Origin of the sequence: Thiohalocapsa sp. (assembly GCF_022340605.1) — a bacterium.
GTDB lineage: Bacteria > Pseudomonadota > Gammaproteobacteria > Chromatiales > Chromatiaceae > Thiohalocapsa.
Genome location: NZ_JAJDNQ010000142.1, coordinates 37,812 through 51,300 on the forward strand (window position 1 = coordinate 37,812; position 13,489 = coordinate 51,300).

A 13,489-nucleotide genomic window follows, 5' to 3' on the forward strand; every position below is an offset into this window, starting at 1 on the left:
AGCGTTTATGAGTAATTTTCCGCCATGTCCCGAGTGCGGCTCGGAATACACCTACGCGGATGGGTCACTGTTGGTCTGCCCTGAATGTGGTCACGAATGGTCGGCTGAAGCCGACGCGGCAGAGGAGGCGGTCGTGGTCAAGGATGCCAATGGCACCCCGCTGAGCGATGGCGACGGGGTTATTGTAATCAAGGACTTGAAGGTGAAGGGCTCGTCGTCGGTCGTGAAGGTAGGGACCAAGGTCAAGAACATCCGGCTCGTCGAAGGCGATCACAATATCGATTGCAAAATCGTCGGCATCGGTGCAATGCAGTTGAAGTCGGAGTTCGTGAAGAAGGCATAGGCCGCGCGCAGGGCGCATACAGCGACGTTGGTCCAGGCTGAGCCGACGAAAGACGCACAACCATCAGGCGCTGACCTTGGCCCCCGCGCTCGGCATCCGGAGATCGGCCCAACCTGCGCGCCATGCGGTCTTGCTCATAACTCCGGCCGCTGCCGTGCCCCCGTGGGAGCGGCGTCCTCGCCGCGACTGAGCCCGTCGCGCCGAAGACGGCGCTCCCGCGGCAGCGGGTGAAGCCGTGATCGACGCACGCAACGCTTGCCGGGTTATCGGAGACCCGGCACCGGGGCAAACCACTCATGCCCCACCACTCATTGCCCACCATAGGGCCACGATCCCGGCACCGTTCAGCCGCCGATCTGCGACAAGTCGCGCACGGCGCCGCGGGCCGCGGAGGTGGTGAGGGCGGCGTAAGCGCGCAAGGCCTCGGAGACGGGGCGCTGGCGATCCACCGGCTTCCAGGCATTGTCGCCTCGGGCCTGCATGGCGGCGCGGCGCTCGGCGAGGACGCTGTCGTCGACCAGGACGCGGATACTGCGCCGGGGGATGTCGATCTCGATCGTATCGCCCTCTTCCACCAGACCGATGGCGCCGCCCTCGGCGGCCTCCGGCGAGCAGTGACCAATAGACAAACCAGAAGTGCCGCCGGAGAAGCGCCCATCCGTGATCAGGGCACACGCCTTGCCCAGACCCTTGGACTTGAGATAGCTGGTCGGGTAGAGCATCTCCTGCATGCCGGGGCCGCCCTTGGGACCCTCGTAGCGGATCAGGACGCAATCGCCGGGCCTGATCTCGTCCGTGAGGATGGCGGTGACCGCGGCTTCCTGGCTCTCGCAGATGCGCGCCGGACCGGAAAAGGTCAGCAGTTCCTCATCCACGCCGGCGGTCTTGACGATGCAGCCCTGCTCGGCGATGTTGCCGTAGAGCACGGCCAGGCCACCGTCGCTGGAGTAGGCATGCTCGATGTCGCGGATGCATCCGGCGGTGCGGTCCAAATCGAGGTCCGGCCAGCGGCTCTCTTGGCTGAAGGCGACTTGAGAGGGGACACCGCCGGGGCCGGCCAGGTAGCGCTCGCGCGCCGCCGATGCCTGCTCGGACATCACGTCCCAGGCATCGATGGCCGCGCCCATGCTCGGGCTGTGCACGGTATGGCAGTCGCGATGGACAAGCCCCCCGCGGTCGAGCTCGGCAAGAATACCGATGACTCCGCCGGCACGATGGACGTCTTCCAGGTGGTATTTCTGGGTCGAGGGCGCGACCTTGCACAGATTCGGCACCTTGCGGCTCATGCGGTCGATGTCGGCCATGGTGAAGGCCACGCCGGCCGCGTGGGCGGCGGCCAGGATGTGCAGCACGGTGTTGGTGGAGCCGCCCATGGCGATGTCCAGCGCAATGGCGTTCTCGAAGGCTTCAAAAGTCGCGATGCCGCGCGGCAGCACGCTGGCATCGTCGTGCTCGTACCAGCGCTTCGCCAACTCCACGACCAGATGGCCAGCCTCCAGGAACAGCTCGCGGCGACCGACATGGGTGGCCACCAGCGAGCCGTTGCCGGGCAGCGACAGACCCAGGGCCTCGGTGAGACAGTTCATCGAGTTGGCCGTGAACATCCCGGAGCAGGAGCCGCAGGTGGGGCAGGCGGAGCGCTCGATGGCGGCGACGTCGGCATCGGTCTCGGCGGGATTGGCGGCGGTGACCATGGCATCGATGAGGTCGAGCTTCAGCTCGCCCTTGTCGGCGAGCCGGACCTTGCCGGCCTCCATCGGCCCGCCCGAAACGAACACGGTGGGAATGTTCAGCCGCAGCGCGGCCATCAGCATGCCGGGCGTGATCTTGTCGCAATTGGAGATGCACACCAGCGCATCGGCGCAGTGGGCGTTGACCATATACTCGACGCTGTCGGCGATCAGATCCCGCGACGGCAGCGAGTAGAGCATGCCGCCGTGGCCCATGGCGATGCCGTCGTCGATGGCGATGGTGTTGAACTCCTTGGCCACGCCGCCGGCGCGCTCGATCTCGCGAGCCACCAGTTGGCCCAGGTCCTTCAGGTGCACATGGCCCGGGACAAACTGCGTGAACGAGTTGGCCACGGCGACGATGGGCTTGTCGAAGTCGCCGTCGGTCATACCGGTCGCGCGCCAGAGCGCCCTGGCGCCGGCCATATTGCGGCCATGGGTGGTGGTGCGGGAGCGGTACTGGGGCATCTGTGTCTCCGGGCTGCGGGGCGATGTGTCAGTCCGCCATTGTGGCCACTCGCCGCACGGGAGGGAAGGCCCCGGACGGCGTCGGTGTCCACCAGGGACGCGGCTGGAGCCGCGGCAGCGGCTGAACGGCAACGAACGCAGAACGCGACCGCGGGCGTCAGAAGAGCATGGTCGATATTGCTCCTGCCAGAACCAACCAGCCTGGCGATAAGTGTTGCGCGGTGTACCAGGTGGCAAATCCTTGCGCGGGTACGGGACGACGACGATGCTCAGGCATGCTTCGGGGAAAGACGGGCATAGGTCCCGACGACGTGCGCAACGGGCCGGTCGTCGCCCTCGGAAAACAGAGACACCTCGCCGACGATCAGCGTTCGGCCGACCTTCAGCAGTCTGCACTCGCCGATGATGTCCCGGTCGCCCGCGGGCATGCGCAGGAAGTTGGTGTTGAGATTGGTGGTGGCCACATCCGTGGTGATGCCGATCTCGCCGAGAATGGCGACGTAGAGCCCCACATCGGCCACGGCCATCAGTACCGGTCCGGAAACGGTGCCGCCGGGCCGAAGCTCATCGAAGCCGATGGCGTGGCGCACCCTGGCCGCGCCCCCGCCGACGGCCTCGACCGTGACCTTGGTTTGCGGAAACTCGGCAGCAAAAAAGGCCGCCAGCTCTTCCTTGGTTGGCATGCGGGTGGACGGTCAGGCGGCCGCAGCCAGGAAGTCCTGCGCAAACCGCTGCAGCACGCCGCCGGCCGCATAAACCTGGACCTCTTCGGCCGTATCCAGCCGGCAGGTGACCGGGATCTCGACCTGCTCGCCGTTCGCCCGATGCATCACGACGATCAGCTCGGCGCGGGGAGCCAGGTCGCCGGTCACGTCGAAGGTCTCGGTGCCATCGATGCCATAGGTGTGGCGGTTCTCGCCGTCCTGGAACTGCAACGGTAGCACGCCCATGCCCACCAGGTTGGTGCGGTGGATGCGCTCGAAGCCCTCGGCGACGATGGCCTCGACACCGGCCAGGCGCACGCCCTTGGCGGCCCAGTCACGCGATGAGCCCTGGCCATAGTCCTTGCCGGCGATGATGCAGAGCGACTGGCCGCGGTTCATATAGGTCTCGATGGCCTCCCACATGCGCATCTGCTCGCCGTCCGGCTCGACGCGGGCGAGCGAGCCCTGGATGACCTCGCCGTTGGCGTCGCGGCACATCTCGTTGTAAAGCTTGGGGTTCGCCAAGGTGGCGCGCTGGGCCGTCAGGTGGTCGCCGCGGTGGGTGGCGTAGGAGTTGAAGTCCTCCTCCGGCAGGCCCATGCGCGCCAGGTATTCGCCGGCGGCGCTCGTGGGCAGGATGGCGTTGGACGGAGACAGGTGATCCGTCGTGATGTTGTCGCCGAGGACCGCGAGCGGGCGCATGCCCGTGAGCGCTCGCTCCCCCGCGAGCGCGCCTTCCCAATATGGTGGACGGCGGATATAGGTGCTCTGGTGGCGCCAGTCGTAGAGCGGGCTCTCGGCCTGCTCACGGGCGCCGAGGTCGAACATCGGAATGTAGACCTGCTGGAACTGCTCCGGTTTGACGTACTGCTCCACGATGGCGTCGATCTCCTCGTCCGACGGCCAGATGTCCTTGAGCGTGATGGAGTTGCCGTCGGCATCGGTGCCCAGCGCGTCCTGCTCGATGTCGAAGCGCACAGTGCCGGCGATGGCATAGGCGACCACCAGCGGCGGCGAGGCCAGGAAGGCCTGCTTGGCGTACGGGTGGATGCGGCCGTCGAAGTTGCGGTTGCCGGAGAGGATGGCGGTGGCATAGAGGTCGCGGTCGATGATCTCCTGCTGGATCTTCGGGTCCAGGGCGCCGCTCATGCCGTTGCAGGTGGTACAAGCGTAGCCGACGATACCGAAGCCCAGCTTTTCCAGCTCCGGCAGCAGGCCTGATGCTTCCAGGTACAGTCGGGCGACCCGGGAGCCCGGCGCGAAGGAGGTCTTGACCCAGGGCTTGCGGGTCAGGCCGAGTGCATTCGCCTTGCGGGCGATAAGACCGGCGGCGACCACGTTACGCGGGTTGGAGGTGTTGGTACAGGACGTGATGGCGGCGATGATCACGGCGCCGTCGGGCATCTTGCCCTCGGCCTCCTCATGCCTGGCGGCATCCAGGTTGCCGGCGATGCCGCGCTCACTGAGCGCACTGGTCGGCAGGCGGCGGTGCGGGTTCGACGGGCCGGCCATGTTGCGGCCGACGGTGGACACATCGAATTCCAGCACGCGCTCGTACTCGGCTTGCGCCAGGTCATCCGCCCACAAGCCGGTAGTCTTGGCGTAGGTCTCGACCAGGGCCACCTGCTCCGGATCGCGCCCGGTGAGCTTCAGATACGCGATGGTCTGCTCGTCGATATAGAACATACCGGCGGACGCCCCGAACTCCGGGGTCATGTTCGAGATCGTCGCGCGGTCGCCGATGGTGAGGCCGCGGGCGCCGTCGCCGAAGAACTCGAGCCAGGCCGAGACGACCTTGGCGTTGCGCAGGAACTCCGTCAGCGCCAGCACGATGTCCGTCGCAGTGATGCCCGGCTGACGCCGGCCGGTCAGCTTCACGCCGATGATCTCGGGCAGACGCAGCATGGTCGGCCGCCCGAGCATGACCGTCTCCGCCTCCAGGCCGCCGACGCCGATGGCGATGACGCCGAGACAATCGATGTGCGGGGTGTGGGAGTCGGTGCCGACGCAGGTGTCCGGGAAGGCGACGCCGTCACGCACCTGGACCACCGGCGACATCTTCTCCAGGTTGATCTGGTGCATGATGCCGTTGCCGGCCGGTATCACGTCCACGTTGTTGAAGGCGGTCTTGCACCAGTCGATGAAGTGAAAGCGATCGGCGTTGCGGCGGTCCTCGATGGCACGGTTCTTCGCGAACGCGTCAGCATCGAAGCCCGGCGCCTCGACGGCCAGCGAGTGGTCGACGATGAGCTGGGTCGGCACCACCGGGTTCACCTTGGCGGGGTCGCCGCCCTGCTCGGCGATGGCGTCGCGCAGACCGGCCAGGTCCACCAGCGCGGTCTGGCCCAGAATGTCGTGGCAGACCACCCGCGCCGGGTACCAGGGGAAGTCCAGCTCGCACTTCCGGCCGATGATCTGCCGCAGGGACTCGGTCAGGGCAGCGGGGTCGCAGCGGCGCACCAGTTGCTCGGCCAGCACGCGCGCGGTGTAGGGCAGCTTAACGTAGGCGCCGGGGGCGATGGCCTCGACGGCCTCGCGGGCGTCGAAGTAGGTCAGCTCAGTGCCCGGCAGGGGCTTGCGGTAGTCGGTGTTGATCATGATTCTGGTGAGAGCACATGCCCAGGGTGCAACGTCTCTGGAGCACCACGTGCCGCTGGAGCGGCCATCCTGGGTTCCCAACGCTGGAGCGTGGGAACCAGAGCGAGCCGTTGATTGTCGGGTTACGCTATTGCTAACCCGACCTACGATCCTCCCCGCCGTGTCCATCCTTCGCGGCTTCGCGGCTTCGCGTGAATCTCTTCCCGCGACGCCGTGGCTTCGCGAGCACCGCGTCAGCGCTCCTCGATCGGCACCCAGGTCCGGTTTTCAGGGCCAACGTAGTTGGCACTCGGGCGAATGATCTTCTTGTCGATGCGCTGCTCGATCACGTGCGCCACCCAGCCGGAGGTGCGGGAGATGACGAAGATCGGTGTGAACAGCGCCGTCGGCACGCCCATCTGGTGATAAGAGACCGCGGAGAACCAGTCCAGGTTCGGGAACATCTTCTTGAGATCCCACATCACCGTTTCCAGGCGCGCGGCCACATCGAACATCAGCATGTCGCCGTTGCCCTCGGACAGGCGCTTGGCGACGGCCTTGATGACCTCGTTGCGCGGGTCGCCGATGGTGTAGACCGGATGGCCGAAGCCGATGACGATCTCCTTGCGCCCCACCCGCTCGGTGATATCGGCCTCGGCCTCATCGGCACTGGCGTAACGCTGCTGGATCTCGCAGGCGGCCTCGTTGGCGCCGCCGTGCTTCGGCCCGCGCAGCGCGCCGATGGCAGCGGTGATGGCGCTGTACATGTCAGAATTGGTGCCGGCGACGACACGGCCGGTAAACGTGGATGCGTTGAACTCGTGCTCGGCATACAGGATCAGCGACGTGTGCATCGCGCGCACCCAGTCCGCGGACGGCGCCTCGCCGTGTAACAGGTGCAGGAAATGGCCGCCGATGGAGTCGTCGTAGGTTTCCACCTCGATGCGCTTGCCGTTGTGCGCGAAGTGATACCAGTACAGCAGCATGGAGCCGAAGCTGGCCATGAGCCGGTCGCCGATGTCGCGGGCGGCGGCCAGCGGCATGCTGTCCTTCTCGGGCTCCAGGGTACCGAGCACGGAGCAGCCGGTGCGCAGCACGTCCATCGGGTGCGCCGAGGGCGGCAGTTGCTCCAGCGCCGTCTTCAGCGCCGCCGGCAGGCCGCGCAGGGCCTTGAGCTTGCGTTTGTAGGCGGCGAGCTCCGCGTGGCTCGGCAGGCGCTCGTGGATCAGCAGGTGCGCGATCTCCTCGAACTCGGCCTGATCAGCGAAGTCGAGGATGTCGTAGCCGCGGTAGTGCAGGTCGTTGCCGGTGCGACCGACGGTGCAGACCGCCGTGTTGCCGGCGGTGACACCGGACAGCGCGACGGACTTCTTGGCTTTGGGCTTGTTGTTGTGCTCGCTCATGAGCCCCTCCTCGTGGTGGCATCTCGCCCGATGATCGAAACGCGGAAGCATCCGCCAAATGCGACCCGGCGGGCAACCTATAGTCTCTATGGGTGCGGAGTCGGCCCGATGGCTTGGTCGGCAAGCCCCTAGCCCGCCGAGCTAGCGGCGTCAATCTGTGCACGCTCGGACCTACTTGGCAACGACACCGGGCAGCCCGTTACGTGATGTCAGACGGTGATCAGGCGCAGGGCATAGGAGGTCGCCTGCCTCAGCGCCCAGCGCTCTGCCATATCGCGAGCACGAACAGGGTTCGTAAGGATTTCGGGGACAAATCCGCCCGGCAGCCGGTCGGCGCCTGACTTGACAGCGTCTCCACCTGAACAGCAAGCAACTTAGCCGATACTCCTGATGCAATTTCTAAGCTTTTCGCCTAACCATCGACCCAGATTTGGCCTGGCGCACTTATTCACGCGCCCTGTGGATAAGTCTGTGGAAGAAACTGGGGCAAAGAATCTAAGTCCCTGTGTGCATGACAATCCCGTGTAAGTGGCCAGCATTTGGCCAGGTTCCGTTGCATATGAAAAACAGACACTTAGACAGCCTTCCGAGATTGCATGTCAGTCTCTTCCACCAACTGCGACACCGGGCGCTCCCCTGCGACACTTGTGCATAAGCGGCGCCGGAACCCGACAGCGGCGAGAAGCCGGCGTGCCGTGCTATTGATCTGCGTCAATGCTCAACCGGCCATCTTGAGATGAAGAAACGAGTCGGGCGCGCAGGTCGTAGTAGAAGCCACCCAGCAACTCGTGGATGGCGTAAAAGCTGGCACACCAGACCTTTGCCTGCGGCAGCCAGTTGCGCCAGTCGCCCCCTCGGTCGCCCCCGTGAAGGCGCGGATCATCTCCCAGGCGCCGGCCGCTCGAGACGAAGTAGGTGGGCGCGGGCACAACCTCGACGCCGGCCCGTTCGAAGGCAGCCACGGACCTTGGCATATGCCAGGCTTCCGTCACCAGCAACACGCGATGGATGCCGGCGGCCTCGAGCATCGGCGCGGTGAAGGTGGCGTTCTGCCAAGTGTTGCGGCTCGCGTCCTCCACGGCCGCCACAGGCACCCCCAGTTCTTGCTCCAGGAAGCGGCGCATCGCCGGAGCCGGAGCCCCGGCGCCAGAGCCGCCCGTGAGGTAGATGGGCAACCCCGTGCGCCGCTGCAACCAGGCCGCGTAGCGGCTGCGCACCATGCTGTGCCCATCCACCGTCGTGCCCCCGTATTCCGGTGCGTCCGAGTAGACGCCCGCCCCCAGCACGACGATGGCCCCGGCATCGGTGTGCCGAAGGTCCGCCTCCGTGAGCGCCGGATACGGCTCCGCCGCCTGCACCAGCAGCCCGGCAAACAACGGCACACTCATCGCCAGCAACAGGGTCCAGGCCACGAACAGCACCAGCCGCCCGAGCGTACCGCGCACCAGAAAGAAGGCTAGCGCCAGCAGCAGCAGCAACAGGCCCGGTGGCAGCAGGAGCTGTTTGATGATCGTGTAGGCTTCCATCCCATTCAGTGAGGAGCTAGGGGCTAGGGGCTAGGGGCTAGGGGCTAGGGGCTAGGGGCTAGGGGCTAGGATCGAGTATCCACGTGCGCAGCGGGGCCTTGATTATCATTCGGTCCGCGGCCTCGCTTCCGTGGGCGCGGCGTTCCCGCCGCGACTGGATGCTCATTGCACCAAAGACGGCGCCCCACGCGGGCAGACGGAGCGATCTCGACGCTCGCGGCGGATGCGCCAGACCTCGGTTCAGCCGCGCGGCCCGTCCATGCCCTTGGGAGGCACTCGAGTCGCGTCTTGCGTCGGGTCGCGCGCCGGTTGCGCCTGGCGCCGCGAACCTTCCCCACTCGTCTCGGCCGGCGCGACCGCAAAGCGCATGAACACGAGGCTCGGCAGGACAGCGATGGCACCGACGCTCATCAGCGCGACGGCATAGAGGGCATACCAGCCATTGCTGCGGCGCGCAATGATGACGAAGAGCCAGAGGGCCAGCACGGCGGCCGCGCCCAGCATTACCTGGGTACGCAGGGCCACGTCGCCGGACGGCGCCTGCGCGGCGGGCGTCAGCGCGGACAGCAGCAGCAGGTTCGCCACCAGCATCAGCGCGGCATTAGGCAGCGAGAAGGGCTCGTAGCCGAAGCGGCGCGCCGCGGCGCGATTCACCGCGTAGACGCTCCAGATGAGTGCCATGAAGACGCCGAAACCGAGCAACAGCCAGAGGCCGTTCAACAAGACAGACATGCCGGGGACCGCCAGTGTGTCGATACCTTGGCCGGCCCCTTAGGCGATTGCCGGAAACGAACATACCGAGTGGCGCAGGATGCTCGTTCGCCTTCGAGAAGCGGCAGCGTGCACATAGTCGTTCTATGTGCGCATTGCCGCGACAAAGAAGGCGGGCGAGAAGACGAGCCAGGCGGCATGTTTGTTGACAGAAATCGCCTTAGCCCTGCACCAGCGGCCGGGCCTGCAGATCGGCGTGGTAGGACGAGCGCACCATGGGCGCGCTCGCGACGTTCTCGAAGCCCATGGCCTCACCGGCCACGCGGAGCGCATCGAACTCGTCCGGCGTCCAGAAGCGGCGCACCGGCAGATGCTCGCGGCTCGGCTGCAGGTACTGGCCCAGCGTCAGCATGGAGCAGCCGTGTGCCCGCAGGTCGCGCATCACGGCGAGCACCTCGTCGCGCTCCTCGCCCAGGCCGAGCATGAGACCGGACTTGGTCGGCACCCGCGGATGGCGCGCCTTGAAGTGCGCGAGCAGCGCAAGCGAGCCCGCGTAGTCGGCGCCGGGACGCGCCTCCGGGTACAGCCGCGGGACGGTCTCGAGATTGTGATTGAAGACATCCGGCGCCGCCTCGCCCCAGAAGGCATCCAGTGCGCGCGCTTCGCGGCCGCGGAAGTCCGGCACCAGCACCTCCAACCGGATATCCGGGCAACGCGCACGCACCGCCCTGAGACAGGCCGCGAAGTGGCCGGCACCGCCGTCCCGCAGGTCATCCCGGTCCACCGACGTGATGACCACATACTCGAGGCCCATCCGCGCGATGGACTCGGCCAGGCGCTCCGGCTCGGCGTCGTCCAGCGATTGCGGGCGCCCGTGGGCCACGTCGCAGAACGGACAGCGGCGGGTGCAGATGTCGCCAAGGATCATGAAGGTGGCCGTGCCGTGGCCGAAGCACTCGCCGAGGTTCGGGCACTGCGCCTCCTCGCACACGGTCGCCAGACCCGTCTCGCGCAGCAGCCGCTTGATGCGCATGACGCCAGGGCCCGTCGGCGCCTTTGCCCGGATCCACGCCGGCTTCCGCGGCGGCGCCGTCGTCGGCTCCACCTTCACCGGGATGCGGGCCACCTTGTCGCGGCCGCGCTGGTGAGTGCCCGGCGAGTGACGGGACGGGGCGTCGAGCATAGTCGCGTCTGGCATGGGAGATTCCGGTGGCATTGATCGGAGATGGGCGACATTGCTGCCGGGCTGAACGAATTGGAACGACAGAACGCACAGTAGTTTAGCAGCTGGGACGCCAAATAAGCTGGCGGGAGCGATCCGCGCGCTTGGCGGACTATGTTCACTGTGCTGGGATGCATCCATGCCCCCAATTCGAGTCTCCAGGACAATGCTTCGAACTTCGACAACGTGCAGACTCCAGCCATGGCTGCTGCTGGCGCTGAGCCTGGCAGCAGGCGCCAACGCCGCGGACTTCGACTTCGAGGGCCATGGCATCGTGCGCGACGACGGCAACCTAATCATCGGCGACCGCGTCGTGCATCTGTTCGGCATCTACATGCCGGAGACCAACCGCCAGTGCCGGCGCTGGGAGACGCCGGTGCGCTGCGCCGAGCGCGGGGTGCTGGCGCTGGACTTCATTGTCGAGGGGTTCATCCGCTGCGTCGAGCGCGGGCACAACGCCGACGGCAGCGTCCAGGCGACCTGCTGGAAGGGCCGCTCCAGCTTCGATCCAGGAACCGACCTGGCCGCCTATCTGATCGAGCGCGGCTGGGCGCTGGCGCTGCCGAATGCGCCCTTCGAATACCACGCGCTGGAGCGCATCGCCCGCACCCACGAGATAGGCATCTGGGGCTGGCCGGTGGACTCGGTCACCATGCCACGGCGGTAACGGCACCGCCGAGGTGTTCGGCGGTGCCTGCGGGGCAGGATGCCCGGACGTTTTCAGCGCTGCTTAAGGCGTGGAGACTGACAACGGACCAGGGTATGATTCCCGTCTGCGCGGTTCAGAGTACAAGTTGACGTTCACCGCCCGCTTGGAACTGCTGACTCCGCGGGGCAACGGTCGTCCGTTGGAACGACTGGCGGCGTCCGAGCCACGGCGGCGGCTGCAGAGACGGGGCGCCGTTGATGGCGACAGCATGCGGATGTCAGGTGACGGGCCAGGCAGGACGGCGCAGGGATGGGCGCTCAGGCGCCAATGCACTGAATGCCGGGGTGGCGGAATTGGTAGACGCAGTGGACTCAAAATCCACCGGTGGCAACACCTTACGAGTTCGAGTCTCGTCCCCGGTACCATACATCGCAGGCGTCCCGGCCGCGCGAGCGGCCGCGGCTACCATGCCGGAACGGCTTGAGGGAGCCTGCCCCGACCCCCTCGCCGAGGCGCGCCCACGGTGAAACAGCGTGCCCTCGATGACCCCAACCTTGCGCCCTTCACCCGTTCGGTCTTGGCAAAGATCGAGCCGGCCGTGCTCGCATCCCTGACCGAGCACCAGTTCCGCTGCATTCGCGACGCCGTCGATCAGACTCGCCCCATCAGCCGCCACAGTATCGACGTGCGCGGCAATCTGCCGCTGCTGTTCGCCCGCTACTATTTCGTGTTCCTGGCGGGACGCGACCGCCGCACCAACACCCGTTACGAGGAAAAGCGTCTATGGAAACGGCTCGCCTCGGCGGCGGGAGCGCTTCTGCTGGGTACCGCCGTGTTGGTGCCCGTGGTCGTGTTTCTGTTGCTGGTCGGCTACGCCATCAAGACATTCCTGGGCGTCGACCTCTACCCGGACACGCACCTGCTGGACATGGTGCGCTAAGCAAGCTCCGGGACCGGCCGCCGCACGCACCCACCGAGTCACACTCATGTCCGATTCGTCTTTCGAAAGCCCGGAAGCCGCCGAAGAAGCATTTTATCGGGCCTTCGCGGCCACCGACCTCGGCGCCATGGCGCGCATCTGGCACAGCGGTGACGAGTCCCGCTGCATCCATCCCGGCGGCGATCTGTTGACGGGCGCCACCGCCGTTCTGGAGAGCTGGCGGCAGATCTTCGCCGGCGCCGCGGCACCGACGGTGCGGCATCGGCTCCTGCACAGCACCGCCGCGGCGCACCTCAGCATCCATTTGGTGGAGGAGCGCATCGGACGCGCCAACGCGGATGTCGAGGGGCTGACTCGGGTCATTGCCACCAACGTCTACCGCGAGACGGCGAACGGCTGGCGCATGGTGCTGCATCACGCCACGCTGCCGCTGGAGGAAGAGCGCAAGGGCCATCTGGCAGCATCCCGCAAAGAAGCCACGCGGCGGCTGCACTGAGGGGTTCAGGGGTCGCCCGGCGCCTTGGGCAGACGCCGATCATTCGGCGACGGTTACCAGGACATCTCGAATACGCAGGCCGGTGCGCCTTGGGCTTGGCACGCCACCTCGCGCACCTGCGTGCGACGGCTCACCAGGGTCCGGAACAGGCGCTCGAAGGCGCCGGCGTAGAAGTCGCAGACGGGCTCCGTCGCCTGACTGCCGCGGCAGATGGGACAGCCCGCGATGCTGACCCGCACGGGACGTCCAACCGTGAAGCTGAAGTCCCCACTGCCGGAAAACGTCCAGGCGTGACGCCCGACAGCGTTCAACAACATCCGGCTGGCGGGGCCCGGCGGCAGCAGGCGCAGCACCCGCTGCGCTGGCCGCGGGATGCGGTTGGCGAGCAAATAATCCCCGGTGCGCAGCCCGGCATCGAAGGACACCGCCCGTGCTTCGGTCAGACCGAGGCGCAGGCGCAGCGCGCGCTGCAGCGCGATGACATCGCGCTCGTCCACCATCTCGGTGGGTGGCGTCGCCAAGTACTGGCTCAGTCCAGCGTCCGCGAAGACTTCCGAGGCGCTGCCGAAGCGGGCCTCGAGTGACTCGGCAACCCGGATGATGGCATTGGGGCCGATGCGCGCCACCTCGGCGGCGCCCGCATGGCACGCCGCCTCTTGCTGATGCTCGCTCAAGATTGCAGATACCCGATGTCATGTGGGCGCCGCTGCCGCCGCGGCA

General features: G+C 66.7%; 12 protein-coding genes and 1 tRNA gene. 5 read left to right on the top strand and 8 right to left on the bottom strand.

The genetic code is table 11. The annotated features are described in order from the left end of the window. Window positions 1-7 precede the first annotated feature (7 nt). Complete coding sequence (locus LJE69_RS17715) at window positions 8-343, top strand: zinc ribbon domain-containing protein YjdM (protein ID WP_296927360.1); 336 nt, start codon at window positions 8-10, stop codon at window positions 341-343. A 344-nt stretch (window positions 344-687) separates the two neighbouring features. Here the strand turns inward: LJE69_RS17715 and ilvD are convergent, their stop codons facing one another. The 7 genes from ilvD to lipA all read right to left on the bottom strand — a co-directional run bounded on the left by ilvD (window position 688) and on the right by lipA (window position 10,660). Then, complete coding sequence (ilvD, locus tag LJE69_RS17720; RefSeq protein ID WP_296927361.1) at window positions 688-2,541, bottom strand: dihydroxy-acid dehydratase; 1,854 nt, start codon at window positions 2,539-2,541, stop codon at window positions 688-690. A gap of 269 nt (window positions 2,542-2,810) precedes the next feature. Then, window positions 2,811-3,224 (bottom strand): PaaI family thioesterase, encoded by a 414-nt coding sequence (locus LJE69_RS17725; RefSeq protein WP_296927362.1) that lies wholly within the window; start codon window positions 3,222-3,224, stop codon window positions 2,811-2,813. A 12-nt stretch (window positions 3,225-3,236) separates the two neighbouring features. Beyond that, entirely contained in the window at window positions 3,237-5,840 is a 2,604-nt protein-coding gene (acnD, locus tag LJE69_RS17730; protein WP_296927387.1) for a Fe/S-dependent 2-methylisocitrate dehydratase AcnD, read from the bottom strand. A gap of 236 nt (window positions 5,841-6,076) precedes the next feature. Continuing rightward, a complete protein-coding gene (gene prpC / locus LJE69_RS17735) occupies window positions 6,077-7,225 on the bottom strand; it encodes a 2-methylcitrate synthase (protein ID WP_296927363.1) in 1,149 nt (382 codons plus the stop codon). Window positions 7,226-7,923: 698 nt separating this feature from the next. Further along, a complete protein-coding gene (locus tag LJE69_RS17740) occupies window positions 7,924-8,751 on the bottom strand; it encodes a YdcF family protein (RefSeq protein WP_296927364.1) in 828 nt (275 codons plus the stop codon). A gap of 240 nt (window positions 8,752-8,991) precedes the next feature. Continuing rightward, a complete protein-coding gene (locus LJE69_RS17745; RefSeq protein ID WP_296927365.1) occupies window positions 8,992-9,483 on the bottom strand; it encodes a hypothetical protein in 492 nt (163 codons plus the stop codon). A 199-nt stretch (window positions 9,484-9,682) separates the two neighbouring features. Continuing rightward, a complete protein-coding gene (gene lipA, locus LJE69_RS17750; RefSeq protein ID WP_296927366.1) occupies window positions 9,683-10,660 on the bottom strand; it encodes a lipoyl synthase in 978 nt (325 codons plus the stop codon). A gap of 190 nt (window positions 10,661-10,850) precedes the next feature. Here lipA and LJE69_RS17755 point away from each other — a divergent pair, with 190 nt between their 5' ends. The 4 genes from LJE69_RS17755 (at window position 10,851) to LJE69_RS17770 (ending at window position 12,769) form a co-directional block, all read left to right on the top strand. Next, window positions 10,851-11,351 carry a nuclease-like protein gene (locus LJE69_RS17755; protein ID WP_296927367.1) on the top strand — a complete coding sequence of 167 codons (501 nt, stop codon included), beginning with the start codon at window positions 10,851-10,853 and terminating at the stop codon, window positions 11,349-11,351. A 320-nt stretch (window positions 11,352-11,671) separates the two neighbouring features. Next, a tRNA-Leu gene (locus LJE69_RS17760) sits at window positions 11,672-11,758 on the top strand. A gap of 98 nt (window positions 11,759-11,856) precedes the next feature. Further along, window positions 11,857-12,273 carry a hypothetical protein gene (locus LJE69_RS17765; protein ID WP_296927368.1) on the top strand — a complete coding sequence of 139 codons (417 nt, stop codon included), beginning with the start codon at window positions 11,857-11,859 and terminating at the stop codon, window positions 12,271-12,273. Between the two features lie 46 nt (window positions 12,274-12,319). Continuing rightward, complete coding sequence (locus LJE69_RS17770) at window positions 12,320-12,769, top strand: nuclear transport factor 2 family protein (RefSeq protein WP_296927369.1); 450 nt, start codon at window positions 12,320-12,322, stop codon at window positions 12,767-12,769. Between the two features lie 53 nt (window positions 12,770-12,822). On the opposite strand, the gene bchJ is transcribed toward LJE69_RS17770, so the two are convergent. Continuing rightward, entirely contained in the window at window positions 12,823-13,443 is a 621-nt protein-coding gene (bchJ, locus tag LJE69_RS17775) for a bacteriochlorophyll 4-vinyl reductase (protein WP_296927370.1), read from the bottom strand. Window positions 13,444-13,489 lie beyond the last annotated feature (46 nt).

What these genes read in the sequence shown, in the direction of transcription:
- LJE69_RS17725 (WP_296927362.1), bottom strand. Translation starts at nt 3,224, where the DNA reads ATGCCAACCAAGGAAGAGCTGGCGGCCTTTTTTGCTGCCGAGTTTCCG.
- ilvD (WP_296927361.1), bottom strand. Translation starts at nt 2,541, where the DNA reads ATGCCCCAGTACCGCTCCCGCACCACCACCCATGGCCGCAATATGGCC.
- LJE69_RS17770 (WP_296927369.1), top strand. Translation starts at nt 12,320, where the DNA reads ATGTCCGATTCGTCTTTCGAAAGCCCGGAAGCCGCCGAAGAAGCATTT.
- lipA (WP_296927366.1), bottom strand. Translation starts at nt 10,660, where the DNA reads ATGCCAGACGCGACTATGCTCGACGCCCCGTCCCGTCACTCGCCGGGC.
- LJE69_RS17740 (WP_296927364.1), bottom strand. Translation starts at nt 8,751, where the DNA reads ATGGAAGCCTACACGATCATCAAACAGCTCCTGCTGCCACCGGGCCTG.
- prpC (WP_296927363.1), bottom strand. Translation starts at nt 7,225, where the DNA reads ATGAGCGAGCACAACAACAAGCCCAAAGCCAAGAAGTCCGTCGCGCTG.
- LJE69_RS17755 (WP_296927367.1), top strand. Translation starts at nt 10,851, where the DNA reads ATGCTTCGAACTTCGACAACGTGCAGACTCCAGCCATGGCTGCTGCTG.
- LJE69_RS17715 (WP_296927360.1), top strand. Translation starts at nt 8, where the DNA reads ATGAGTAATTTTCCGCCATGTCCCGAGTGCGGCTCGGAATACACCTAC.
- LJE69_RS17745 (WP_296927365.1), bottom strand. Translation starts at nt 9,483, where the DNA reads ATGTCTGTCTTGTTGAACGGCCTCTGGCTGTTGCTCGGTTTCGGCGTC.